The following is a 24,807-nucleotide window of genomic DNA, read 5'->3' as shown; positions in this document are numbered from 1 at the left end:
TCGCGGGCGCATTCTCAGCAGAAGCGGGCGGCGGCCGCAATCGTCAGGGCGCCCCCCGCCGACGGCGCGCCCCAAGGCGAAGGGGCCCGGACGCGAAAAGGCCCCCGGAACGCGAAAGGGGCGGAGAACGCGAAAGGGGCGGGCCGAAGCCCGCCCCTCCCCTGTTTCCGCGGCGAAGCGGCTCAGCGCGGCTCGGAGGCCAGCCCCTTCCAGATCGCCACGCACATCAGCAGCAGCACGATCGTGAACGGCAGCCCGGTGGAGATCACCATCGACTGAAGCGACGCGAGGCCCCCCGCCGACAGCAGCAGCACGATCGCCACCGCGCCCTCGAACACGCACCAGAACACGCGCTGGGTGACCGGCGCGTCGACCTTGCCGCCGGCGGTGATGGTGTCGATGACCAGCGAACCGGAGTCCGACGAGGTCACGAAGAACACGATCACCAGCACGATCCCGATGAAGGACGTGATCTGGGTCAGCGGCAGCTCGTCCAGCATCTTGAACAGCTTGATCGGCAGGTCCGCCTCCTGGGCCGCGGTGTAGTTGTCCGCGATCACCTGGTCGAGCGCCACGCCCCCGAACACCGACATCCACAGCACGCAGACCATCGAGGGGATCAGCAGCACGCAGATGATGAACTCGCGCACCGTGCGGCCGCGGGACACGCGGGCGATGAACATGCCGACGAACGGCGACCAGGAGATCCACCACGCCCAGTAGAACGAGGTCCAGCCCTGGGAGAAGTTCACGTCCTCGCGCCCGATCGGGTTGGAGAGCGCGGGCAGGTATTCCACATAGGCCACGAGATAGTCGAAGAAGCCGGTGATGATCAGCAGCGTCGGCCCCGCGAGCAGCACGAACGCCAGGAGCAGCATCGCGAGACCCATGTTGATCTCCGACAGCACCTTCACGCCGCCGTCGAGCCCGCGCAGCACCGAGACCAGCGCCACCGCGGTGATCGCCGAGATCAGCAGCACCTCGGTCGTGGAGTTGACCGGCACGCCGAACAGCTCGTTGAGCCCGGCATTGGCCTGGGTCGCGCCGAAGCCCAGCGAGGTGGCGAGGCCGAACAGCGTGGCGAACACCGCCAGGATGTCGATCACATGGCCCGGCCAGCCCCAGATCCGCTCGCCGAGCAGCGGGTAGAAGGCGGAGCGGATGGTGAGCGGCAGCCCCTTGTTGAAGGAGAACAGCGCCAGCGACAGCGCCACCACCGCGTAGATCGCCCAGGGATGCAGGCCCCAGTGGTAAATGGTGGCGGCCATGCCCAGCCGGCGCGCGGCCTCGGCGTCGCCCGCCGCGGCGCCCAGCGGGGCCCAGTCGGTGCGCACGCCGTCCTCGCCCACCGCGATCCCGCCCATCGAGGACGAGAAGTGGCTCATCGGCTCGGACACGCCGTAGAACATCAGGCCGATGCCCATGCCGGCGGCGAACAGCATCGCGAACCAGCCGACATAGGTGTAGTCGGGCGTCGCGTCGCGCCCGCCCAGCCGGACCTTGCCGAAGGGCGACACGATCAGCACCAGGCAGAACAGCACCACCAGGTCGCCGGCCCCGATGAAGAACCAGTCGAAGCCCTTGGTGACCACGCCGAACAGCCACGAGAACACGGAGGACGACTGTTCCGGCAGCGCCAGCGTGTAGAACACGAACAGCACCACCGACAGGCCCGAGATCAGGAACACCGGGTTATGGATGTCGAAGCCGAAAGGCCCGACCTTGCCGTCGATGTTGTTCTGTCCGAGCTCGTAGTCGGTATCGATGATCGAGGCGGCCCCCTCGGGCGCCGGGATGCCGGTGGATGTCTCCGGCGGTGTGGATGGATCGGACATGGGGTCTCCTGCGGTGAGGCGGGGTCGGCGAATGGGCGGGCGGGGGCGACGGGCGCCGCGGAGCGGGCGCCGAACATCGCCGAAAAGGCCCCGGAAGGCCCATCAGGCGCCGGCGGGCCGGACGGGCCCGGCAGCCGGCGGCGGCCCGCGCGGGGCCGCGGGGCGAGGTCAGCGCACCACGAGCACCGAGGCGTGCGACTTGCGCGCCACCTGGCCGCCATGGGACGGCCACAGGTGATCGGCGAGATTGGGGATGTGCGAGGCCATGACGATCAGGTCGGCGCCCACATCCTCGGCCGCCTTGATCAGCGTGCCGTCGAGATCGACGGACGGGTCGTGGCTGGCGACCGCGTGGGACTCCGCCTTGTGCCCGCCGGTTTCCCCCTGGGCCGCGGCGAAGGCGGCCAGCTTGGCCGCGTATTCCTCGGGCGTGTGGGCCAGCGAACTGGGCGCCTCGGTGGTCACCCCGACATAGCAGACCGGGCATCCGTAGAACCCGCCCAGGCCCGCCGCCGTCTCCAGCGCCCGGCCGAGCTTGTCGGCATGGGCGAGATCGACGGGGACCATGATTTTCGCGAACATCGGCGCGCTCCCTTGGTTTCGGACCCGGCGCGTCGCAAGGCTGCGTCAGCCAGGGGCGGACGCCCCCGCGCGATCGCGGCGCCGTGGAGCACGACGCCGAGGGCCGACCGGGTCGGCTTCGTTAAGCTGACCTTAAAGGAGTTGGGGCCGGGACGCAAAAAAGCGACGCCTTGGCGCCGCTTTTCCGCCTTTCGCAAGGCGAGAGGAGCCCGAGGGCCCCGGCTGGGCGCGGGCGCGCCGGCCTCAGCCGCCGAGGCTGCGGAGCCCGCCCGAGGTGCGGCTGGCCCCGAATCCGCCCCGCGACGCCACATTGGCCCGCGACAGCACCTGCGGCGCGGCCTTCGGCGCGCGCAGCTCGCTGCCCGAAAAGCTGCGCGTGGACCCAGGCGTCACCGCGCCCATGGCCTTGCCGGAGCCTGTCACCAGCCCGGCGCCGCGGCTGCCCGTATAGACCGGCTGCGACGCCGCGCGGGCGCCGCCGCTCATCATCGAGCCCATCATGTAGCCCGCCATCAGCGGCATGAAGATCGACCCGCCCTGCGACGCCTGCTCGGGCGTCTGCTCCACCGGCACCGCTTCGGGCGGCAGGCCGAGCGCGGCGGCCTGGACCTCGGGCGGGGCGCAGGCGGCGGGGCCGTGCTCCTCCTCGCAAAGCTCGCGGCTTTCGTAGCGGGGGGCGGAGAGCGCGTAGGACTGCGCGGCCTCGGCGAAGGCGGCCTGGCAATCCTCGACCGAAAAGCCGGCCTCGGCGCCCGCGTAACGGGTGCACTGCTCGGCGTTCTCGAAATAGGTCAGGTCGGTCTTTTCCTCGCAGGCGGCGAGGCCGAAGACGGCGCCGCCGAGGATCACCGCGCGGGCGCGGCCCGAAACCCTGGGTCGATGGATCATTCTGAGAGTCCTCCCTGACGGTTATCTAATGGTTCGGGCGCGGGAAGGGCAGGGGCCTCGACGGCTTTCGGCCCCCGACCCGATCACGGAGACGTTATCGCCCCCCGCGCCTCAGCCCTCCGGCAGGATCACATGCGGCTTGAAGCGGCTGAGATCCTGGGTGATGCGGCCGCGATCCTCGCGCAGGCCCATGCCCACGCAGGCCTCGCCCACGATCCAGGCGCCGATCACCGGGCGCATGTCGTCGAAGACCGGCAGCGGCGCGTAGGCCTGCGCCACGCGGGGATGGTCGTCATAGCCGCCGGAGACGGATCGGTCTGTCTCCCGCCCGCCTTCGACGATGGTGACCGAGGCGCCCTCGCGCCCGAAGACGGGCTTCAGGACATGGCCGGCCTCCAGCGCCGCGCGGGCCCGTTCCAGCCGGGGGGAGGAGACGGCGAGCTCGTCCTCGAAAAAGGCGGGGAGCAGGTTCTCGTGCCCCTCGAACATCCGCCACAGGATCGGCAGCAGGCCCTTGTTGGACAGCACCGCCTTCCAGGCCGGCTCGACGAAGCGGCAGTTGGCGCCGGGGATCGCGGCGGCGAATTCGTCGCGCATCAGGTCTTCCCACGGGTAGAGCTTGAACAGCGACCCGATCACCCGGTCGTCGGCGTCGGCGAAATGGCCGTCCTCGGTCAGGCCGATGCGCTCGATGGGGGTGTAATGCGGCGTGATCCCCGCGTCGGCCGCGCACCAGGCGAGGTATTCGACGGTGGCGAAGTCCTCCTCCACCCCGTCGGCGGAGGTGAAATGCACGTCCTCGCCCTGGGCGAAGATCTCGCGGAAGCGGGCGATCATCGCTTCGTGGATGTCGTTGAACTGGTCGGCGTCCGCGGGCAGGCGGCCCTGTTCCTGCATGTCCTCCAGCCAGACCCACTGGAAGGAGGCGGCCTCGTAGACCGAGGTCGGGGTGTCGGCGTTGTATTCGAGCATCTTCGCCGGCCCGGTCCCGCCGTAAACCAGGTCGAAGCGGCCGTAGAGCGAGGCGTCCGCCCGGCGCAGGCTGGCCGCGACCAGGTCCATGGCGGTCTCGGGGATGGCGAGCCGGGCCATCAGCGCCTCGGACGACGCGATCTCCTTCGCGGCTTCGACGCACATGGCGTGCAGGGCGGCGGCGGGGGCCTCGATGCGGGTCTCCACCTCCTCCAGCCCGAAGGCGTAGGCGGAGGATTCGTCCCAATAGGGCTCGCCGTGCATGGTGTGGAAGCGGAAGCCGAGCTCTTCGGCCCGCGCCTTCCAGTTCGGACGTTCGCCGGGGGCGATCTTTCTCATGGCGCGTCGGCCTCCCTGCCTCGTGCGGTCAGGCGCAGAAGCGGGGGGCGAGGGGGCGAAGTCAATGGGGCGCCGCCGGCCGGCGGCAGGCCCTGATGCGCGAACGGCCCCGGAGATCCGGGGCCGCCGCAAGGGTCGCGAGAGGGCGCGCGTCAGAGCCCCATCTTGTCCGCCGTCGCCTGGTCCACGACGCCGGTGGCCTCCAGATCGTTGTCGTACTGATACCACTCGACCGCATTGGCGGTGCCGTCGCCGTAAACGCCGTCCACGCCGCCCACGTCGTAGCCCAGTTCCACCAGCTTGTTCTGAAGCGTGCGCACCGCGCCGCCCTGGGTCAGCGGGGTGGTCAGGCTCAGGCCCACCACCGTCTTCGGCTCGGGCGGGGCCTTGGGGTCTTCTTCGGAGACGATCTCGTAGACCTTCTCGTCCTGGTAGTAGGTCGAGCGGTAGACGACGCCGTTGCAGATATAGACCGTGTCGCCGTCCTCGGTGGCCTGGTCGCAATCCTCGTCCTCGGGCAGGCTGGCGACATAGGCGATGGTGGCGCCGGCGATGGCGCCGGTGAAGAACCAGCCCCAGCCGGGGTTGTAGTAGTAGTCGCCCCAGCGCGCATGGGGCGGGCGGACATAGGGCGGCGGGTAGGGGCGGGGGCGCCAGCCCGGCGGCCGCGGAACCGGGCGATACCAGCCGCCGGGGCGGTTGTAGGCCGGGCGCCCGGCGCCGGGCGGGCGGCCCGGACGGGTCCCGACATTGTTGCCGACATTGACGGTGTTGCCGATATTGACGTTGCCGCCGGGGCGATCCCCACCAGGGCGGTCTCCACCGGGGCGATCTCCGCCGGGACGGTTGCCGGCGGGGCGGTCGCCCCCCGGCCGGTCCCCGCTCGGGCGGCTTCCGCTCGGGCGGTCGGCGCCGGGACGATCGCCGCCGCCGATGCCCGCGGGCTTGCCGGCCCCGGGCCGGGCCGCCGCGGGGCGATCGCCCGAGGGTCTGGACAGGATGCCGCCGGGCTTGCCGCCCGGACGCGCCGCCGCGACCGACGGGCGGGATGCGCTGGGGCGCGATATGCTGGGCTTCGCCGTCGGCCGGGTCCGGGCGCCGCCGCCCATCTGCCGGCCGCCGCCGCCGCCGCGGGCGAAGCCGCCCTTGCCGCCGCCGCCGCCCCGGCCGCCGCCCAGAGCCTCGGCCGTGTCGACCGAGAGCGACAGGCGCATCAGGCCTTCGGGCGAAACGCCCACGGCGACCGAGAAGATCAGCGCGCCGTGCAGGGTTCTCTTGAGGATTCCCACCATGCTCCGCATCGGCTCACTCCGTTCCGCTGTGGGCGGGGATATCGGCGATCTTGGGCCAGGCCATCCGCTCCGCGTCCGCTTCGGGGACATAGGTGAATTCGGTCGGGTCGATCTCCGGCGCGAAATCCCAGTTGGTGAGATAGGCCCGGTATTGCGGCCAGCCCTGGGTGTAGGGATCGGTGCCCACGATCATCAGGATCTCCGGCCGGTCGGCGTCGTCGGCGACCCAGACCTGCCAGTCGTAATCGTAGTTCGAGAAGGCGAGGTGGTGCGCGTCGCGCCCCGCCACCCGGGTCCGGCCGACATAGGCGGCCTTGTCGGCGGCGTCGATGAACTCGGCCGCCGTGTCGCGGCTGAGCACCGACCAGATCGGCAGGACCACGTCGTATTCATCCTTGATCCGCGCCACCAGCGCTTCGAGTTCGCCCTCGAACGCGGCGGTGACGTAGGCGTTCGCCTCGATGTCCTGGATGAACACCGCCTCGCGGTCGTAATAGAAATTGCGCCCTTCCGGGCCGTTCTCGGAATGCGCGACGAAGCCCGCCTCGCGGTCGAGGATGATGCCGCCGCTGGTGAATTCGGTCAGTTTCTCGCGCCCGTCGATGACCCTGTCGCGGCTGACGAACCAGTCGACCGAGAGCGTTCTTTGCGCGGCGAGATAGTCGGTGGCGGTCTTCAGGACCTCGAGCGCGATGGGGTCCAGCGCGTCCGGGGCCTCGTCGGCGATTTCGGTTTCGGCAGCCTCGCCCGCGGCGTGCGCCGGCGTTTCGGAGGTCTGGGCGAGGGCGCCGCCGCCGAGCAAGGCCGCGGCGGCGAGAACGCCGAGCCAGGTCGCCGGGGTCGTCGGTCTGGTCATGGAGCTTTCCGATCCAGTTGTGCACGTTCGGCACGGTCAGGTTGCCGCAGGCGGGGCGGGCGAGCAACGGAAATCGCCCGACATCGCCCGGTCTCGGCCGACCTCGACCTCGACCTCGGCCGTGGCGCGCGGCGGGGCGGACGGGACGGGGCGGACAGGACGGGGCGGGAGCGTTCGCGCGCGTCGCAACGGCGCCGCGGCGCGGCTGGGGTGAGCGCGGGCGCAGGCGCGGGCGGCGCCGAAGGACGGGGCCCGCGAATAATCGGTTCGCAAATCCGCGGCGAGGCGCCAATCTGTGGGGAATCGAAGGAGACCTTATGATGCGCCCAGATGCCGGCGAGCCCGGTCGGGCCGCCGCCTCGACCTCTGCCGACGCCTCGACCTCTGCCGACGCCGAGACCGACGCCGACACCCTGTCCGACCCGTCCGCCCCCGAAGCCCCCCCCGCTCCCGCCGCCCCCGCCGGCCCGGGGGCCGCCGCTCGCTCCGGCGCTGCGACGCCGCCGCCGGTATCGGCGCTGGCGGTGACGGCGATCCTCGCGGCCTCGACGGCGGTGACGCTGAACATGGCGATCACCAACACCTCGCTGCCCACCATCGCGGCCGATCTGGGCGCGGACCAGGCGGATTCGGTCTGGGTGGTCACCGCCTTCCAGTTCGCCATGGCCGCCACCATCCTGCCGCTGGGCGCGCTGGGCGACGCCATCGGGCATCGCAAGGTGTTCCTGTGGGGGCTGGCGCTGTTCGTCGTGACCTCGCTGGCCTCGGGGCTGGCGTGGTCGCTGCCGGCGCTGGCCGGGGCGCGGGCGTTGCAGGGGATCGGGGGGGCGGCGCTGTCGGCCGCCACCCCGGCGCTGATCCGCGCGCTCTATCCGCCCGAGCGGCTGGGCCGGGGCCTGGGATTTTATGCGCTGGCGGTGGGCGTGGGGCTGACCGCGGGGCCGACGGTGGCCTCGGCGGTGCTGGCGGTGGCGGACTGGCCGTGGCTGTTCCTGATCAACGTGCCGGTGGGCGGCGCCTCGCTGCTGCTGGCGATCCGGGCGATGCCGGCGGACCGGCCGGGGCGCCGGCCGCTGGACCCGGTCTCGGCGCTTTTGTGCATGGCTTTCTTCGTGCTGATGCTGCTGGGCCTGGCCGAGGCCGGCGACGAGGCCCGCCCCCTGCGCCTGGCGCTGGAGCTGGGGGGCGGCGTGCTCTGCGGGCTGGCCCTGACCCGGCGCGAGCGCGGACGGCCCTCGCCGATCTTCGCCGCGGACCTGTTCCGGCGGCCGATGTTCGCGCTGTCCTCGGCGACCTCGGTCTGCGCCTTCGCGGTGCAGGGGGCGGGCTTCGTGGCGCTGCCCTTCCTGATGCAGGACGTGCTGGGCCGCAGCCAGGTGGAGACCGGGCTGCTGCTGACCCCCTGGCCGGCGGCGACGGCGGTGATGGCGATGGTGGCGGCGGGGCTGGCGGACCGGATCCATGCCGGGATCCTCGGCGCGCTGGGACTGGCCCTGTCGGGGGCGGGGATGATGCTGCTCGCCGCCCTGCCGGCCGAGGCCTCGGACCTGGCGCTGGGCTGGCGGCTGGCGCTGTGCGGGTTGGGCTTCGGCCTGTTCCAGACGCCGAACATGCGGGCGATCATGGCTTCGGCGCCGGCCTGGCGCAGCGGCGGCGCGGGCGGGATCCTCGCGGCCTCGCGGCTCACCGGCCAGTCCATCGGCGCGACCCTGACCGCCTTCTGCCTGGCGCTGGGCGCGGCCGAGGGCGCGGTGGCGGCGCTGTGGCTGGGCGGCGCGCTGGCGGGGCTGGGCTGCGCGGTGAGCCTGGCGCGGCTCGCCGCCGGCGCCGTGGTCGCGGTCGAGGACCCGCCGGAGCGGACGGGCCAGGGCGTGATCGGGGGGAGCGGCTAGGCCGCTCCCGGCGCGCGCGGCGCCCCGGAGAAGATGCCGGGGCGCCGGCCCCCGCCCGTCACTCAGTCAGGTGTTCGCGCAGGGTGGCGCCGCGATATTCGCTGCGGAACACCCCGCGGCGCTGCAATTCGGGGACCACGGCCCGGCAGAATTCCTCGAACATGCCGGGGAAATGCGTCGGCGACACCACGAACCCGTCGCAGGCCCCGCTCTCGAACAGGTGCTGGAGGTGGTCGGCGATGGCCGCCGGCGTGCCTACGATCTCGTTTTCGGCGTTGCGGCTGGCGACTTCGGAAAGGCTCCGGCCGGTGGCCTTCATCTCCTGCGCCAGCAATTGCTCCGAGCCTTTCATGCCCTGCGCGCCCTGGGCGGCGGCGAGCTCGGAGATGTCCTTGATCCGGGTGATGTCGGCCCCGAGGTTGGACGACAGGCTGGCGGCGGTCAGCTCCATGTCCACCAGTCCTTGCAGGTAGTCCGCCCTGGCCCGCGCGATGGATGGCGTCTCCCCGATCACCACCGACACCGCGGTCAGTACCTTGCAGGTCTCCGGCGCCCGGCCGAACGCGGCCATTCGCGCGTGCAGATCGTCGCGGAAGGCGCGCATGTCGGCTTCGTCGCGCTGGATGGTGAACACCGCCTCCGCCCAGCGCGCCGCGAATTCGCGGCCCCGGTCGGACGCCCCGGCCTGCAGGATCACCGGCCGCCCCTGCGCGCTGCGCGGCACCGAGAGCGGGCCGCGGGTCTTCACGAACGCCCCCTCGTAATTGGCGTAATGCACCTTCTCCGGATCGGCGAAGACCCCGTTCTCCTTGTCCAGCACGAACGGGTCCGGATCCCAGCTTTCCCAGAGCTTGCAGCAGGCCTCCAGCACCTCGTCGGCGCGGTCATAGCGCAGGTCGCGCGGGGGGAGCGCGTCCATCCCGGCGTTCTTCGCCTCCAGCTCCGTGGCCGAGGTCACCACGTTCCACGCCGCGCGCCCGCCGCTCATGGCGTCGAGCGAGCCCAGCCAGCGCGCCAGGTGATAGGGCGTGTGGAGCGAGGTCGACAGCGTCGCCCCCAGCCCCAGCCGCGTGGTCGCCGCGGCCATCACCGGCAGCACCACCATCGGGTCCAGCCAGCTGATCTGCCCGCCCCGGCGCACATAGGCGTCCGGCCCGCCGGCATGGATGTCGTAGAGCCCGAAGAGATCCGCGAAGAAGCAGCCGTCGAATTTCGCCTGCTCCAGCGTGCGGGCGATGGAGGCGTAGCGTTCGGGCGTCAGGATGTCGTCGAGCCGGGATTCGGGATGGCGCCAGCCGCCGGGATGGCGGGCGGTCGGCCCGGTCTTGAGATAGGCGACGAGCTTCATCCGCGACGACGGGGGGGCGGTTTCGGGGTCGGTCACGTCCCGCAGGCTCCTTGGCTTGTATGGGGCGCGCGCAAGGCGGCCCGGACGGCGGAGCCGCTGCGGGCCCCGGGCCGATCAGACGCCTCCCGGCGCGCCTCCGCAACGTCGGCGTGCCCCGCATGGGGGCGGCACGGCGTCATATCCGCAGGCCGCCCCCCCGGCGCGCCGGCGCTTGACCCCGAACGCCCGGCGATTTTCTCCCGGTTTCGGGGCGCCGCCCGTCGTTGCAAAGACGGCGTTAAGGTATCGCCTTCATCCTCCCCGCGATGAAGCAGGAGCGGCCATGTACGGACTGGTGAACAACGGGGTGAAGGCGTTCATCCTCGGCGCCCATGGCCAGGGCGCCTGGGACAGCATCTGCGCGCAGGCCGGGCTTTCCGGCGTCGAGTTCGAGAGCATGGTCGCCTATGACGACGATCTGACCTATCGGCTGGTCGGCGCGGTCGCCGACCATCTGGGCCTGCCCGCCGCGACGGTGCTGGAGGTGTTCGGGCATTTCTGGGTCGACTTCTCGCGGGACACGTCGGTGGGCCGGCTGATGGTTTTCGAAGGCGCGACCCTGGTCGAGCGGCTCCGCAATCTCGACGAGATGCATGAGCGGGTGAAGCTGGTGATGCCGCATCTGGAGCCGCCCTCCTTCGAATTCGAGCCGGTGGGCGAGGGGCTGCACCGCCTGCACTACTACTCGGCGCGCGAGGGGCTTCAGCCGATGGTGATCGGGCTGCTGCATGGGCTCGCCGCGGAGTCGGGCGAACGGGTCGAGATCGACCATGTCGCGCGCCGCGACGACGGCGCCGATCACGACGTGTTCGAACTTCGGATGCTGGACGCCGCCGCCGCCGCCGGCGACGAGCTGGGCGCCGGGGCCGCCTGAGCCCGCGTCGCGAAAGGAAAGCCGCATGAGGCCGAGCGCGCCGTCGGAGCCCATGATGCGCCTGCCGCGCGCGGCGCTGGACGCGATCCTGCCCTTTCGGCTGGTGCTGGGAGAGGACGGCGCGGTGCGCGACGCGGGGCCGTCGATGCTCAAGGTGTTCGGGGACCGTCCGCTGGTCGGGCGCGCCTTCTTCGAGGCGTTCTCGGTCCGCAAACCCCGCCGCATCGGCGATATCGACGCCCTGCGCGCCCGGTCGGGGGAACGTCTGCAGCTCGACGTTGCGGCGCTCGCCACCGGGCAGGGCGCGCCGCCGCGCCTGTATGGCGTCGCGATGCCGGTGGGCGGATCGGGGCTCGACGGCCCCGACGCCGATCCCGACGCCGATCCCGACGCCGATCCGCATGCCGCGCGCGCCGCGCGGCGCGCCAGCCCCTGCGCGCATCGCCCCGCGGATATCCGCAAGGGCCCGCTCCTGCTGGCGCTGACGCCGGGCGCCGACATCTCGCGCTATGTGGAGGATCACGGGCTCAAGGCGTCCGATTTCAGCCCCGCCGACGGCAGCGCCGAGATGATGTATCTCGCCAATGTCCAGCGCGAGATGATCCGCGACAGCCACGCCCTGACCGAACGGCTGATGCAGGCCAAGTCGGAGGCGGAGCGTCTGGCCCGCAACGACGCGCTCACCGGCCTGCCCAACCGCCGCGCCTTGATGGAGCGGTTGCGCGCCCTGCTGGACGCGCCCGGCCGCGGGTCGGTGGCGGTGCTGCATATCGACCTCGACAAGTTCAAGGAGGTCAACGACACGCTCGGCCATGCGGCGGGGGACGAGGTGCTGGTCCATGCCGCCGCCTGCATGCGGTCGGAGGCGCGCGCCGGGGACTTCTGCGCGCGGCTCGGCGGCGACGAATTCGCCATGCTGTTCGACAGCACCACCGACGCCGCCGGGCTGCAGGCGATTTCCACGCGGCTGATCGCGGCCATGTCGCAGCCCCTGCGCATCGAGGGGCAGATCACCCGGATCGGCGCCAGCATCGGCGTCGCGGTGGTCGAGCCCGGGCGCGCCTGCACACCTGACGCGCTTCTGCACGAGGCCGATCTCGCGCTCTATGAGATCAAACGCGGCGGGCGCGGCGCCGCCATGCTCTGCACGCCGGAGCTGCGCGCCCGTCACGCCGATTTGCAGGCCATGTCGAAGGAGATCGAGACCGGGCTCGCCAACGGCGCCTTCGTCCCCCATTTCCAGCCGCAGGTGAACGTCGCCTCGGGGGAGGTCGTGGGCTTCGAGGCGCTGGCCCGCTGGCGCCACCCGGAGCGCGGGCTGCTGCGCCCGGCGAAGTTCATGCCGGTCTCGGATCGCGCCGGCCTGACCCCGCGCATCGACGCCCATCTGCGGCGCGAGGCGCTCGGCGTCTTCGGCCTCTGGCTGCGGGAGGGGCGCGCGATCCCCGCCATCAGCCTCAACCTGACCACCGACGACCTGCGCGAGCCCGCCTTCTGCGACCGCCTGCTCTGGGACCTGGAGGAAGCCTGCGTGCCCCCCGCCCGGGTGCGGCTGGAGATGGTGGAATCGGTGCTGTTCGATGAAAATGCGGAGCATGTGACCCGGGGCTGCGAGGCGCTGACGCGGGCCGGGTTCTCCCTGTCGATCGACGATTTCGGGACCGGCCACGCCTCGATCCTCAGCCTGGTGAACCTGCCGGTCTCCTGCCTCAAGATCGACCGGGCCTTCGTGAACGGCGTCGGCGCCGATGGGCGGCTGCGGACCCTCGCGCGTTCGATGATCGGGATGGCGGCGAGCCTCGGCCTCGACGTGGTCGGCGAGGGCGTGGAGGCGGCGGAGGATCTGGCGGTGATGCGCGAGCTCGGCTGCGACGTGTTCCAGAGCTACCTGTTCGGCCGCCCGATGCCGGCGGAGGATGTTCCCGGCTGGCTGGCGAGGCAGGAGAACGCCGCGCGGGCCGGCGGCGAAGCGCGAAGCGCCTGAGCCTGCGTCCTGCGCCGCCCCCGCGCGGTCCTGATCCGGGGCGATGACATGATCGGGAGCGGGCTGATCGGGGCGGCCCGGATCCGCTAGGTTGAAGCATGACCCGCCATGACCCCGCCGCCGCTCCCGCCGCTCAGGGCGCACTCCCGCCCGCGCCGGCGCCCGACGCCGCGGGGCTCGCTTTCCTGCGCCTGCCCGACATCCCGCCGGAGGCGATCACGGCGCACATGTCGGACCCGCGCCTCGCCGCGCATCTTCCGCTGCTGCCGCCCGTCTGGGACGCGGAGGCGACGGCGCGCCTCGTCGCGGCGAAGGAGGCGCGATGGGCTCGCGACGGCCTGGGCCATTGGGCGCTTCTCCATCGCGGCGCCTATATCGGATGGGGCGGCTTCCAGAAGGAGGCGGAGGGCTGGGATTTCGGCCTGGTGCTGACGCCGGAGGCCTTCGGGCTCGGTCCCGCCGCCGCGCGTCGGGCGCTGGAATTCGCCCGGGCCGATTCGCGGATTCCTTTCGTCACCCTCCTGCTGCCGCCCTCCCGCACCCGGCTGGGCGCGCTGGCTCGGCTCGGGGCGCGGGCGGAGGGCGAGGTGATGCAGGACGGCGCCCGGTTCCTGAAGTTCCGGCTCGACACCGCCTGAGCCCCGCCGGACCGGGCCGGACCCGCATTTCCCGGCCGAGGCCCGCCGCCGTTCCCCCCGACGTCGCCCCGGTCGTCGCAGGGGCGCCCGTTCCCGTGCCCGGCGCCCGCCCGAAGCGTTGCGTTGCGCCGTGTCGCGTCCGCGCGGCCCGCAGGCATGAGGCGGTGTGAAGCACCCTTGCGCGCGCGCCCGGCGCTTCCGCCGGGTTCACCGAGCATTCGACCGGGTTCGCCTCTGTGTGGGATCGACTTCCGCAGGGTGGGGTGAGTCCGCGCGTCCGCATGGACCTTCACGGTTCCAACTGTCGTCATTGTTCGCATATTGCAGCAGCGTCAGCGCCGCATCCTGAACCGGGGCGCGCAAATATCCCGCGTGAAAGAAGGTCCGATCACCGTGATGAAATCGCTCTCCCCGCATCGCCCGCCCATGCCGCGTTTCTCCGAGGGTCCCCGCTCCTGCATGCTGAGGCTGCTGGCCACCACGGCGCTGACGGTCGTCGGTATGACCGGGAGCGCGGCGGCCGATTGCACCTATTCGAACCTGTTCGCGCCCGGTTGCGAAAACGCTCCCGGCGGCACCGCGTATTTCCCCCGCGGCCTGCCCGATGAGGCGGAGGACAGCGACGCCGGCGTCGACGGCTCCGACTACAAGGTCACCAGTTCCAGCACGACGACGATCAGCATCACCGGCAGCGCCCTGACCAACTACAGCCAGGCTTTCGCGCCGATCTTCGTGCAGTCCCAGGGCGGGACCGGGTCGTCCAACCGCAACGGCAACGCCACGCGCGGCGGCGACGGCGGCACGGCCGAGATCCAGAACGCCTCGCCGATCAGCGTCACCGCCGCGCCCAACGCGACCTACATCTACCAGCCCCGGCAATTCTACGGGTTCTGGGACGACGGGACCACCATCGGCGGGCTGATCGCCGTGTCCAATGCCGGCGACGGCGGCGATGCGTCCGAGGGCAGCGACGTGTCCGGCGGCAATGGCGGGCAGGGCGGCGGCGCCGATCTCGCGACCATAGGCAATTCCGGGTCGATCACGCTGTCGACCAACTTCACCGCCGGGGCGCTGGGCATCTACGGGCTGAGCATGGGCGGGACCGGCGGCCGCCAGGACAGCGGCGGCACCGACGACCAGGTCGGCGGCAAGGGCGGGTCGACCAACACCGTGCGCATCGTCAATTCGGGCGATGTGAGGATCGCGGGCAAGATGGGCCATGCGGCCTGGGGCGTGGCCGGCGAGGCCATCGCGGGCCCGGGCGGCGACAACGCCTCCAACGGCGGCATCGGCTCGACCGTGCATATCGAGAATTCCGGCGACGTGACCATCGACGGCTCGGCCGGGACCCAGCGCACGGTGACCGAGGGGGTGCGGGGCCTCTACGCCGCCAGCCTCGGCGGCGACGCCTACTGGTATTCCGACGACGGCTCCGACCCTGGCGGCAAGGGCGGGGTCGGCGGGATCATCCAGCTGACCCATACCGGCGCGATCTCGGTGACCTACAACGACTTGTCGGCGCCCACCTATCCCTATGACACCCCAGCGACCCCCACCGGCGACCATCCCAATCCGCCGGCGCGGGTCAGCTCCGACCGTTCGGCGGGGATCTACCTGTTGAGCGTGGGCGGAGAGGGCGGCGCGGGCCCGGGCGGCGCGGATGCGATGTCGACTTCCGACGCCGGCGCCGGCGGGGCGGCGAGCGGCGCCACCTCCAATGACGGGACCACCGGCACCTCCTATATCCGGCTGACCGACGCCAGCGTCACCACCCAGGGCGCCTATGTGACCGGGGTCATCGGCGAGCTGCTGGGCGGCAAGGGCGGCGACGGGCGCAACGAGACCAGCGGCGCGGACGGCGGCGGCGTCGGCAAGCTGGAGCTGACGCTGACCCGCAGCGCCATCGAGACCCATGGCGACGACGCCCGGGGCCTCGTCGGCCTGTCGATCGGCGGCAATGGCGGGGTCTATGCCGACGACCAGTTCACGGTGATCAATGTCGGCTCCGACACTTCCGGCACGGGTGCGACCGGGGGGATCATCGCGCTGACCGCGGACGCGGCGTCGCGGATCGCCACCCATGGCGCCCATTCTCACGCGGTCCATCTCTACAGCGCCGGCGGCGTGGCGGGGGCCGCGGACGGCGGCTTCGCCTTCATCAACACCGCCGATCTCGCGGGCGGCGCCGGCGGTTCCGGCGGGACCGTGGACGTGAAGGGCGCGGTCGTCACGCAGACCTTTGGCGACTACGCGCTGGGCGGGCTCTACCAGTCCATCGCGGGAGGGGGCGGCGACGTCTCCACGCAGAGCGACTCCTCGGGTCTGTTCGTGCTGGGCGGCGGCGGCGGGCAAGGCGGCAAGGGCGGCGCGGTGAAGCTGGGCGCGAACCTGACCGCGGCGACCGAGGGCGGCGCCGCCCCGGGCGTCCAGGCCCAGTCCATCGGCGGGGGCGGCGGCAATGGCGGCAACGCCAACGGCGTGGTCGCGGTCGGCGGCCAGGCCGGGTCGGGCGGCGACGGCGGCACGGTGACCTTCGGGCCGGACGGCGACGGCGCGGCCAACCCGTCGCTGAACGTGACCACGCTGGGCGACTACAGCTACGGGATGCTGCTGCAATCCATCGGCGGCGGCGGCGGCAATGGCGGCGACGTCTTCGACTTCAGCGTCATCATCCCCGCGGTGGGGGTCGGCGGCGACGGCGGCTCCGGCGGCGACGGCGGCACGGCGCAGGTGAACCTGCCCAACCAGGGCGCGGCCAACGGGACCTATTCGGTCGCCACCGCGGGCGACAACGCGCATGGCCTGTTCGTGCAGTCCATCGGGGGCGGCGGCGGGGTCGGCGGCGACGTCTCAGGCACCGATATCGGCGTGCTTTCGGTGCAGATCGCGGGCGGGGCGGACAGCGACACCACCGACGACGCCGACGGCGCGCAGGGCGGCGGCTACGGCCGGAACGCGACCATCTCCATCCATAACGACGACGCAGGGGGCGAGACCTCCATCACCACCACCGGGGCCCATTCCATCGGCGCGCTGGCCCAGTCCATCGGCGGCGGCGGCGGGACCGGGGGCATGGCGACCGCCAACGAGGTCGGGGTCGGCTTCTCGCTGGGCGTCGCGGTCGGCGGCGACGGCGGCGCCGGGGGCGCGGGAGGCGCCGCCAGCGTGACGCTGGCCAAGAACACCACCATCACCACCGGAGCCGACGACCTGACCGACTCGCATGGCGTGGTCGCGCAGTCCATCGGCGGCGGCGGCGGCATCGGCGGCGGCGACGTGGTGCGCAGCTTCAACCAGGCGGTGAGCATCCCCGACGCCGGCATCGGCTTCGGCTTCAGCATCGCGGCGGGCGCCGGCGGCGTCGGCGGGTCGGGCGGCGCGGGCGGGACCGCCAGCGTGTTGCTGGCCGATGTCGACGCCACCACCCGCGGCGACGGCTCGATGGCGGTGCTCAGCCAGTCCATCGGCGGCGGCGGCGGGCTGGGCGGCAGTTCGTCCTCGATGAACGGTCTGCGCGGCGCGGCGGGCAGCGTGTCGGGCAAGGTCGGGTTCGCGCTCGGCGGCGCCGGCGGCAACGGCGGCGATGGCGGGACCGCGACCGCGACCATCACCGACCACAGCGCCATCGAAACCGTGGGCGACTACGCCAACGCCGTGGTCGCGCAGTCGGTCGGCGGCGGCGGCGGGGTCGCCGGCCCCGGCTCGGCGGGAACCTATCCGTTCAAGAGCGGCTTCGGCGTCTCGGTCACCCTGACGGTGGGGGCGACGGGCGGCACGGGCGGGCGCGGCGGCGGCTCGGCCTCGGCCAGCCTCGACGAGACCAGCACGATCACCACCCAGGGGTCGGAATCGCGGGGCATGATGCTGCAATCCATCGGCGGCGGCGGCGGCGCTTCGCAGGGCGGCTCGCTGGGCTTCAACATCCCCGCCAGCGGCTTCGCGGACGCGGTGCCCAGCTATACGTTCAAGCTGCGGCTGGGGCAGACCGGCGGCTCCGCCGGCGCCGGCGCATCGAGCAGCGGGCGCAATGACGGCGAGATCACCACCTTCGGCGGCGGCGCCGACGGGGTGCTGGTGCAGTCCATCGGCGGCGGCGGCGGGCTCGGCGGCGCGGTCAGCAGCGATGTCGACCGACTGCAGCAGGCCTCCGAGACCCTGGTCGACGTGCGCAACAAGCTCAGCGCTTCGCTGATCATGGGGTTCACGGTCGACATCGGCGGCGATGGCGGCTCGGGGGGCGACGGCGGCGCGGCCTCGTTCACCCAGTCGGGGCTGATCACCACCTCCGGCGACCATGCCGACGGCGTGGTGGTGCAGTCCATCGGCGGCGGCGGCGGGGTCGGCGGCTCGGCGGCCTCCATGGGCAGCGAGACGGTGAGCAGCCTGCAGCTCAACCTCGGCGGCTCCGGCGGCGCGGGCGGGAATGGCGGCGCGGCCAGCCTGACCTTCGAGGACGGCGGCGCGATCACGACCGCCGGCTACGGCGCGATGGGCGCGCTGGTGCAGTCGGTCGGCGGCGGCGGCGGGCAGGGGGGTTCGGGCTCGGACCGCATCGTGGCGGCGCCGGGGACGGGAGACGACGGCTCGATCCAGCTCGGCGTGCGCGGGGCCGACGGGGTCGACAACCAGGACAGCGGCGCGGTTGCCGTCACCGGCCCCGCGACCATCTCCACCGCCGGCATGAACGCGAGCGCCCTGGTCCTGCAGTCGATCGCCGGCGGCGGCGGCGTGGCCCTGGCCGGCAATGCCAACGTGGCGGAGCTGAGCGGCTATTCCGAGGACGGCAAGGGCGAAGGCGGCTACATCAAGACCGACATCGCCACCGGCAACGGCGCCCTGTCGGGGGACGATGCGGCCACGGCCGGCGCGGTGACCTTCGGGGGCGATGTCGCCATCGCCACCACCGGCGCCGCCGCGCATGGCATCGTCGCCCAGTCCATCGGCGGCGGCGGCGGGCTGGCGCCCAGCATCAACAAGACCAACACCACGATCATCCTCGGCAACGGCACGGGCGACGGCGGCGACGTGTCGCTTTCGCTCACCGGCGGAACCCTGACCGCAACCGGCGTCTCCTCCTACGGCGTCATCGCCCAGTCCATCGGCGGCGGCGGCGGCGTCGCCGGCGCGATCGAGTTCGACCAGCTCGACGTTCTGCCGGACGTAAGCACCGTGTCGCGCGGCGCCGGCGGCGCGGTGTCGATCACCAACAACGCGGCGATCACCGTCACCGGCGGGCAGAACGCCATCGGCGTCTTCGCCCAGTCCATCGGCGGCGGCGGCGGCCTGGGAGGAGAGCGTGGCGCCAACGCCTCCTTCGCCGGAACCACGGGCCTCGTGTCGCAAAGCTCGGGCGCCGGCGGTCCGGTCGACATCACCATCGCCGAGGGCGGCTCGGTCACCGTCGGCGGCGTCACCGCCACGGGCATCTTCGCGCAGAGCGTCGGGCCCGAGGACAGCGCCCCGATCACGGTCGACGTCGCCGGGTCGGTCGCCATGCTGGGCGATCCCGGCGTCGCCGGCCTCGCCATGAAGATCGTCGGCGGCGGGCTGCGCGATTCCGCCGACACCCCGACCAACGTGGTCACGGTGCGCGACGGCGGCGTGGTGTCCTCGGCGGGGAGCGCGATCCGCTATGTCGGCCATTCGCGGACCTTCGACGACGGCCTTCTGGTGGTGGTCGAGGACGGCGGAACTCTCGTCGGCGGCGTCAGCGGGGTCTACTCGGACGAGTTCACCCAGGGCGCGGTGGAGCAGCGGAACCTGAGCGCCGCAGCCTCCGCCATCGCCCTGTCGGCCCCTGCGCCCGCCTCCGGCTCAGCCTCCGCCATCCGCAACACCGCCGCCGTGCGGATCGAGAACCGCGAGGGCGGCGTCCTCAGCGGCGCCCGCCGCTACGGCGCCGATCTGCGCAATGACGGTCTGCTGGTGCTGGGCACGCAGAGCGGGATCGGCCGGCTGCGCATCTTCGGCGACTTCGTGCAGGGGGAGACCGGGACCACGCTCGCCACCGTCGATTTCGCCGGCGGGCGCGGCGATGTGCTGTCGGTGGGCGACGACGCCGCGCTGGGCGGCACGCTCAGGATCAACGCTCTCAGCATCGTCGGCGGGATCTCCCACCCGCTTCTGTCCGTCGACGGCGATCTGAGCGGGCGCTTCGACAGCATCGAATCCGGCCTTTTCGGCTTCGAGCAGACCGTGACCTCGGAGGGGCTGGCGATCCGCGCGGCCGAGGCCCGCTTCGACGACCCGGCTTTCGCGCTCTCGGCCCGGGAAAGCGGCGTGGCGGCCTATCTGGGCGACGTGTTCCTGACCTCCGACGCGGCTTTCGGGGCGCTGTTCGGGGATCTCGACGCCGCCGCTTCCGCCGGTTCCGCGGGCTATGCCGCGGCGCTGAGCGGGCTGGCGCCGGGGGCCTCGCTGGCCGGCGCGGCCTCGACCTTCGAGATGGCGCGCAGCCGCTTCGACGCGGTGCTCGGCTGCTCCGACTTCTCCGAGAAGGCGGTGGCGGATGAGCGGCGCTGCGTGCAGTTCCTGGGCGCTGCCAGGCGCATCGACCAGGACGGCGACGCGGGCGGCTTCGGCTATGGCGGCTCGGTCTACACGCTCGGCCTCGCCGGGCGGGCGGCGGTGAGCGAGACCTGGACGCTGGGCGGCGCCATCGGCTGGGAGACCAGCGATTTCAACGGCGCGGGCGGCTTCGGCTCGGTCGAGGGCGCGGCGGCGTTCGCCGGGATCTCGGCCACCCGCAGCTATGGCGCGATGGACCTGACCCTGGCGGGGACCGGCAGCTGGGGCGGTTTCGACACGCGCCGCACGCCTGCGGGCGCCGCCGGGGCGGCGAAGGCCGATCACGACGTGGCGAGCCTCGCCGGCCGGGTCCGCGGCGCCTACACGCTGGGGTCCGAGACCGGCTACCTGCGCCCGATGGTCGATCTCGACCTGACCTGGGTGTCGGCGGGCGGCTACCGGGAGACCGGCGCCGGCGCCCTGTCGCTGTCGGTGGAGGACAGCGACGCGGTGGCCTTCACCGCCACCCCGGCGATGGAGTTCGGCGGCGTCGCGGCGCTGACCGAGACCCTGTCGGCGCGGGCCTACGCGCGGGTCGGGGCGAGCTTCTCGACCCTCTCGTCCTATGACGCGCAGGCCGGGTTCGCCGGCGCCGCGGCCGGCGCGGGCGCGTTCCGCAACGAGGTCTCGATCGCCGATGTGGTGGGCCGGGTCAGCGCCGGCGTGACGGTGATGCGGTCCGAGACCATGGATCTCGACCTGCGCTATGACGGCGCCTTCGCCGAGGATCTCGACAGCCACGCGGGCTCGGTGCGCTTCACCTTCCGCTTCTGAGGCGCGCCCCCGCGGCACGAAAAAACGGCCGGCCCCGCGGGGCCGGCCGTTCGCGTTCGGCGTTCGGCGTTTCGGGGGACGCGGCGGCCGGGTCAGCCGATCAGCGTCTCCATCCGGATCGGGAAGCGGCGCGGGCGCACGCCGGTGGCATGGGCGACCGCGTTGGCCACCGCGGCGGCGGCGCCGGTGATCGACAGCTCGCCCACCCCTTTCACCCCCAGCAGGTTCACATGGGGGTCGACCTCGTCCACCGTCAGCACCGTCAGTTCGGGAATGTCGGCATGGACCGGCACATGGTAGCCGGCGAGATCGCCGTTGCGCACCCGCCCGGTCACCGGGTCGTGGGACGCTTCTTCGTGCAGCGCGAAGCCGACGCCCCAGATCATGCCGCCCTCCAGCTGGCTGCGCACCAGCTTGGGGTTGATCACCCGCCCGGCGGCGAAGGCGCCGACCATGCGCGTGACCCGCACCTGGCCGAGATCCGGGTCCACCGCCGTCTCCGCGAACACCGCGCCGTGGGAGAAGAAGGCGTGCTGCTCCCCGGCCGAGGCCGGGCGGCTCGCCGAACCTTCGCCCACCAGCGTCGCGTGACCGGCGCGGGCGAGGATGTCGGCGTAGCTTTCCGACCGGCTGTCGTCGTCGCGCCGGTGGATGCGGCCGTCTTTCGCCACCGTCCCCGAGTTGCCGGCCCCGAACAGCGGCGACTCGGGGTCTTCGGTCGCGATCTCGGCCAGCCGGGCGATGGCGTCGACCCCGGCGGAATGCAGCGCCGAGCCCGCCGTGGCGGTGTGGCCCGAGCCCCCGGCGATGCCCGCGTCGGGCAGGTCGGACGAGCCGGACCGGAACTCGATCCGGTCGATGGACAGGCCCAACCCGTCTGCGGCGATCTGGGCCAGCGCGGTCCACGCCCCCTGGCCCATGTCGACGCCCGACGTCTCGACCAGCGCCGTGCCGTCGGCGCGCAGCGTCGCGCGGGCGGCGGCGGCGAAGAATGTGGCGGGGAACTGCGCCACGCCCAGCCCCCAGCCCAGCAGCCGCCCCTGCGCGTCGCGCATCGTGCGCGGCGCCATCGGCCGACCGGCCCAGCCGAACCGCTCCGCCCCCAGTTCAAGGCATTCGCGCAGCGCCTTGGAGGAATAGGGCAGCCCGGTCATCGGATGGGTTTCGGCGTAGTTGCGCAGACGGAATGCCAGCGGGTCCAGCCCCGCCGCCGCCGCCGCCTCGTCGATGGCGCATTCCAGCGCGGTGAGCCCCGGCGCCTCGCCCGGCGCCCGCATCGGGGCGGGGGTGCCCACGTCGTTGCGCACCGCCTGGTGGGACACCGAAATCGCCGGCGCCGGGTAAAGGTGCAGCGAGGCGTTGGCGGCGGGCTCGATGAATTCGTCGAAGCGCGAGGTCACCGACAGCGCCTTGTGCTCCAGCGCGGTCAGCCCGCCCTCCGCGTCGAGCCCCAGCCGAAGGTCCTGGCGGGTCGCGCCGCGATGGCCGACCGGGCCGAACATCTGCTCGCGCTTCAGGACCAGCTTGACAGGACGCCCCAGCTTGCGCGCCGCCAGCACCGCCAGCATCTGCGGGCCGTTGACGATGGCCTTGGAACCGAAGCCGCCGCCCAGATAGGGGGTGCGGATCAGGATGTTCTCCGGCGGGATGCCGAGAAAGGCCGCATACATCGGCCGCGACATCACCGGCGCCTGGTTGGGCATGTCGAGCGTCACCCGGTCCCCGTCCCATTGCGCCACCACCGCATGCGGCTCCATGGCGTTGTGATACTGGGCGGGGGTCTCGTAACGGGTCTCGATCACCTGGGCGGCGGCGGCGATCCCCGCCTCCATGTCGCCCTTGGAGGCGGCGGGGGCGGCGCCGATGCCGACCGCCTCGGGGGCGTAGGGGGCTTCCGCGTCGAAGCCCATGCCGGGGGTCTCGGCCTCGTATGTCGGGGCCAGCAGGCGGGCGCCCTCGGTCGCGGCCTCCAGCGTCTCTCCCACCACCAGCGCGATGGGCTGACCGGCGAAGCGGACCCGGTCGTTCTGCAGGCAGTCGAAGCGGAAGGCGAAGCCGTGGAACTTGTTCTCGGGGTCCATGGCGAGCTTCGGCGGATCGGCGGGGGTCATCACCTCGACCACTCCGGGATGGGCGCGGGCGGCCTCGACATCGAGCGTCAAGACCCGGCCGCGCGCGATGCCGGCGGCGGCATAGACCGCGTGGAGCGTGCCGGCGGGGGTGTTGTCGGCGGCGAAGGTCGCGGCGCCGGTGACCTTGTCATGCCCGTCGCGGCGGCTGAGCGCCTCGCCGGAATTGGAGCCGAAGCGCGCATGTTCGGGAGTGGGGATCGCGTCAGACATAAGCGGGCGCTCCATGGTCGGCGTCGAGGGGGGAGGCGGGCAGGGCGGGCACGCGCGCCGGCGTCCCCGCCGCGGCCAGCGCCAGCGCGCGGGCGACGAGCCGGCGCGCCAGCTCGATCTTGAAGGCGTTGTCGCCGGAAGGGGCCGCGCCCTCCAGCGCCAGGGCGGCGGCTCGGGCGAAAACCTCCGGGCCGGGGGCGGCGCCGGCCAGCGCCGCCTCCGCCGCCGGGGTCCGCCAGGGCTTGTGCGCCACGCCCCCCAGCGCCAGGCGGGCGGAGCGGATGCGCCCGCCCTCCATCTCCAGCGCCGCGGCGACGGAGACCAGCGCGAAGGCGAAGGAGGTCCGCTCGCGCAGCTTCACATAGCGCGCGTGGCCGGCGACGCGGGCCGCGGCGGCGGGCAGGACCACCGCGGTCAGCAGTTCGCCCGCCGCCAGCGCCGGAACCGCCTCGGCCGCGCCCTCGGGCAGGGACAGGAAGTCGGCCAGCGGAACCGCGCGCAGGCCAGCGGCCCCCGCGATCTCCAGCCGCGCGTCCAGCGCCGCCAGCGCCACCGCGAAGTCGGACGGATGCACGCAAGCGCAGGCGTCGGTCCAGCCCAGCACCGCGAGGTCGCGGTCATCGCCCCGCATCCCGTCCAGCAGCGCCGCGCGCGGGCGTTGCAGGACGTTGCCGCCCGCGGTCGCCGCGTTGCGCAGCTGGGCGGAGGCGCCGGACAGCAGCGCCTCCGCCAGCATCGGGAACAGCGCCTTGATCTCGGGCGCCCGGGCGATGTCGGAATTGCGGACCATGGCGCCGATGCGCAGATCGCCCTCGGCGGTCTCCTCGATCGCGTCGAGCCCCGGCAGGCGGGTGACGTCGACCAGCAGGGCGGGGGCGGCGACGCCGACCTTCATCAGGTCCAGCAGGTTGGTGCCGCCGGCGAGATAGGCCGCGCCGGGGCGCGCGCCGGCGGCCAGCGCCTCCTCCAGCGAGGCGGGGCGGATATAGTCGAACCGGTTCATGCCGCCTGCTCCTTCTTCGCGTCCGCCATGCGGGTCCGCGCGTCCAGCACCGCCTCGATGATCCCGCGATGCGCGCCGCAGCGGCAGATGTTGCCGCTCATCGCCTCGCGCAGGCGCTCGGGGTCGTCGCCGATATCGGCGGCCTCGCCCCCGGCGATCAGGGCCACGGCGGACATGATCTGGCCCGGCGTGCAGTAGCCGCATTGCAGGCCGTCATGCTCGATGAAAGCGGCCTGGACGGGGTGCAGCTCGCCGTTCTGCGCGAGCCCTTCGATGGTCGTCACCTCGGCCCCGTCGAGCGTGACGGCGAGGCTCATGCAGGCGTTCACCCGGCGCCCGTCGACGATGACGGTGCAGGCGCCGCACTGGCCGCGGTCGCAGCCTTTCTTGGTCCCGGTCAGGTCCAGCCGCTCGCGCAGCAGGTCGAGCAGGGTGACGCGCGGATCGTCGAGCGCGATCGCTCGGCGCTCGCCGTTGAGGACGAGGTTCACGGTATGGGTCATGGGAGCTCCCGTGGGTCTGGAGGCGAATTTCATCGACCTCTGGGCGGGCCTGTGCGACGGATCGAAGACACGAGCTGAA

The 24,807-nt window shown here is 72.7% G+C and carries 15 protein-coding genes; 5 read left to right on the top strand and 10 right to left on the bottom strand.

All coding sequences use genetic code 11. The annotated features are described in order from the left end of the window. Positions 1–182: 182 nt before the first annotated feature. The 6 genes from BLV24_RS14040 to BLV24_RS14015 form a co-directional block, all read right to left on the bottom strand. Positions 183–1,835, bottom strand: a complete 1,653-nt coding sequence (locus tag BLV24_RS14040) for a BCCT family transporter (protein ID WP_092682782.1) — start codon at positions 1,833–1,835, stop codon at positions 183–185. A gap of 168 nt (positions 1,836–2,003) precedes the next feature. Next, complete coding sequence (locus BLV24_RS14035; RefSeq protein WP_092682780.1) at positions 2,004–2,417, bottom strand: universal stress protein; 414 nt, start codon at positions 2,415–2,417, stop codon at positions 2,004–2,006. Positions 2,418–2,660: 243 nt separating this feature from the next. Continuing rightward, entirely contained in the window at positions 2,661–3,305 is a 645-nt protein-coding gene (locus BLV24_RS14030) for a DUF1190 domain-containing protein (RefSeq protein WP_092682778.1), read from the bottom strand. A 111-nt stretch (positions 3,306–3,416) separates the two neighbouring features. After that, positions 3,417–4,616: a glutathionylspermidine synthase family protein gene (locus BLV24_RS14025; protein ID WP_092682776.1), complete on the bottom strand. Its 1,200-nt coding sequence runs from the start codon at positions 4,614–4,616 to the stop codon at positions 3,417–3,419. A 152-nt stretch (positions 4,617–4,768) separates the two neighbouring features. Further along, positions 4,769–5,917: a peptidoglycan-binding domain-containing protein gene (locus tag BLV24_RS14020; RefSeq protein ID WP_092682774.1), complete on the bottom strand. Its 1,149-nt coding sequence runs from the start codon at positions 5,915–5,917 to the stop codon at positions 4,769–4,771. A 4-nt stretch (positions 5,918–5,921) separates the two neighbouring features. Further along, entirely contained in the window at positions 5,922–6,764 is an 843-nt protein-coding gene (locus BLV24_RS14015) for a DUF2092 domain-containing protein (protein WP_092682772.1), read from the bottom strand. 320 nt (positions 6,765–7,084) lie between these two features. On the opposite strand from BLV24_RS14015, the gene BLV24_RS14005 reads away from it, so the two are divergent. Further along, complete coding sequence (locus BLV24_RS14005) at positions 7,085–8,656, top strand: MFS transporter (RefSeq protein WP_218133413.1); 1,572 nt, start codon at positions 7,085–7,087, stop codon at positions 8,654–8,656. A 58-nt stretch (positions 8,657–8,714) separates the two neighbouring features. Here the strand turns inward: BLV24_RS14005 and BLV24_RS14000 are convergent, their stop codons facing one another. Beyond that, on the bottom strand, positions 8,715–10,040 hold the full coding sequence (locus tag BLV24_RS14000) for an NtaA/DmoA family FMN-dependent monooxygenase (protein ID WP_245710567.1): 1,326 nt from the start codon (positions 10,038–10,040) through the stop codon (positions 8,715–8,717). Positions 10,041–10,326: 286 nt separating this feature from the next. Here BLV24_RS14000 and BLV24_RS22590 point away from each other — a divergent pair, with 286 nt between their 5' ends. The 4 genes from BLV24_RS22590 to BLV24_RS22015 all read left to right on the top strand — a co-directional run bounded on the left by BLV24_RS22590 (position 10,327) and on the right by BLV24_RS22015 (position 20,880). Then, entirely contained in the window at positions 10,327–10,917 is a 591-nt protein-coding gene (locus BLV24_RS22590) for a heme NO-binding domain-containing protein (RefSeq protein WP_092682768.1), read from the top strand. A gap of 25 nt (positions 10,918–10,942) precedes the next feature. Then, a complete protein-coding gene (locus BLV24_RS13990) occupies positions 10,943–12,901 on the top strand; it encodes a putative bifunctional diguanylate cyclase/phosphodiesterase (RefSeq protein ID WP_092682766.1) in 1,959 nt (652 codons plus the stop codon). A gap of 98 nt (positions 12,902–12,999) precedes the next feature. Further along, positions 13,000–13,539 (top strand): GNAT family N-acetyltransferase, encoded by a 540-nt coding sequence (locus tag BLV24_RS13985; RefSeq protein ID WP_143040316.1) that lies wholly within the window; start codon positions 13,000–13,002, stop codon positions 13,537–13,539. A 396-nt stretch (positions 13,540–13,935) separates the two neighbouring features. Then, on the top strand, positions 13,936–20,880 hold the full coding sequence (locus BLV24_RS22015) for an autotransporter outer membrane beta-barrel domain-containing protein (protein ID WP_176954761.1): 6,945 nt from the start codon (positions 13,936–13,938) through the stop codon (positions 20,878–20,880). 92 nt (positions 20,881–20,972) lie between these two features. On the opposite strand, the gene BLV24_RS13975 is transcribed toward BLV24_RS22015, so the two are convergent. The 3 genes from BLV24_RS13975 to BLV24_RS13965 are packed head-to-tail and all read right to left on the bottom strand — an operon-like array spanning position 20,973 to position 24,728. Further along, the gene (locus BLV24_RS13975) at positions 20,973–23,222 is read right to left on the bottom strand and encodes a xanthine dehydrogenase family protein molybdopterin-binding subunit (protein ID WP_092682762.1); all 2,250 of its coding nucleotides are present in this window, start codon (positions 23,220–23,222) and stop codon (positions 20,973–20,975) included. Then, the gene (locus BLV24_RS13970) at positions 23,215–24,225 is read right to left on the bottom strand and encodes an FAD binding domain-containing protein (RefSeq protein WP_092682760.1); all 1,011 of its coding nucleotides are present in this window, start codon (positions 24,223–24,225) and stop codon (positions 23,215–23,217) included. The genes BLV24_RS13975 and BLV24_RS13970 overlap by 8 nt, the downstream gene beginning before the upstream one ends. Then, on the bottom strand, positions 24,222–24,728 hold the full coding sequence (locus BLV24_RS13965; RefSeq protein WP_092682759.1) for a (2Fe-2S)-binding protein: 507 nt from the start codon (positions 24,726–24,728) through the stop codon (positions 24,222–24,224). Before BLV24_RS13965 ends, BLV24_RS13970 begins: the two co-directional genes overlap by 4 nt. Between the last annotated feature and the right edge of the window lie 79 nt (positions 24,729–24,807).

The sequence above is a fragment of the Albimonas donghaensis genome, assembly GCF_900106695.1.
GTDB classification, from domain to species: Bacteria; Pseudomonadota; Alphaproteobacteria; order Rhodobacterales; family Rhodobacteraceae; genus Albimonas; species Albimonas donghaensis.
Note: the sequence above shows the minus strand (reverse complement) of the source record. Positions and strands in the feature narration are given on the sequence as shown.

What these genes read in the sequence shown, in the direction of transcription:
- BLV24_RS14035 (WP_092682780.1), bottom strand. Translation starts at nt 2,417, where the DNA reads ATGTTCGCGAAAATCATGGTCCCCGTCGATCTCGCCCATGCCGACAAG.
- BLV24_RS13990 (WP_092682766.1), top strand. Translation starts at nt 10,943, where the DNA reads ATGAGGCCGAGCGCGCCGTCGGAGCCCATGATGCGCCTGCCGCGCGCG.
- BLV24_RS22015 (WP_176954761.1), top strand. Translation starts at nt 13,936, where the DNA reads ATGAAATCGCTCTCCCCGCATCGCCCGCCCATGCCGCGTTTCTCCGAG.
- BLV24_RS13975 (WP_092682762.1), bottom strand. Translation starts at nt 23,222, where the DNA reads ATGTCTGACGCGATCCCCACTCCCGAACATGCGCGCTTCGGCTCCAAT.
- BLV24_RS13970 (WP_092682760.1), bottom strand. Translation starts at nt 24,225, where the DNA reads ATGAACCGGTTCGACTATATCCGCCCCGCCTCGCTGGAGGAGGCGCTG.
- BLV24_RS14020 (WP_092682774.1), bottom strand. Translation starts at nt 5,917, where the DNA reads ATGCGGAGCATGGTGGGAATCCTCAAGAGAACCCTGCACGGCGCGCTG.
- BLV24_RS14040 (WP_092682782.1), bottom strand. Translation starts at nt 1,835, where the DNA reads ATGTCCGATCCATCCACACCGCCGGAGACATCCACCGGCATCCCGGCG.
- BLV24_RS22590 (WP_092682768.1), top strand. Translation starts at nt 10,327, where the DNA reads ATGTACGGACTGGTGAACAACGGGGTGAAGGCGTTCATCCTCGGCGCC.
- BLV24_RS14030 (WP_092682778.1), bottom strand. Translation starts at nt 3,305, where the DNA reads ATGATCCATCGACCCAGGGTTTCGGGCCGCGCCCGCGCGGTGATCCTC.
- BLV24_RS13985 (WP_143040316.1), top strand. Translation starts at nt 13,000, where the DNA reads ATGACCCGCCATGACCCCGCCGCCGCTCCCGCCGCTCAGGGCGCACTC.
- BLV24_RS14015 (WP_092682772.1), bottom strand. Translation starts at nt 6,764, where the DNA reads ATGACCAGACCGACGACCCCGGCGACCTGGCTCGGCGTTCTCGCCGCC.
- BLV24_RS13965 (WP_092682759.1), bottom strand. Translation starts at nt 24,728, where the DNA reads ATGACCCATACCGTGAACCTCGTCCTCAACGGCGAGCGCCGAGCGATC.
- BLV24_RS14005 (WP_218133413.1), top strand. Translation starts at nt 7,085, where the DNA reads ATGCGCCCAGATGCCGGCGAGCCCGGTCGGGCCGCCGCCTCGACCTCT.
- BLV24_RS14025 (WP_092682776.1), bottom strand. Translation starts at nt 4,616, where the DNA reads ATGAGAAAGATCGCCCCCGGCGAACGTCCGAACTGGAAGGCGCGGGCC.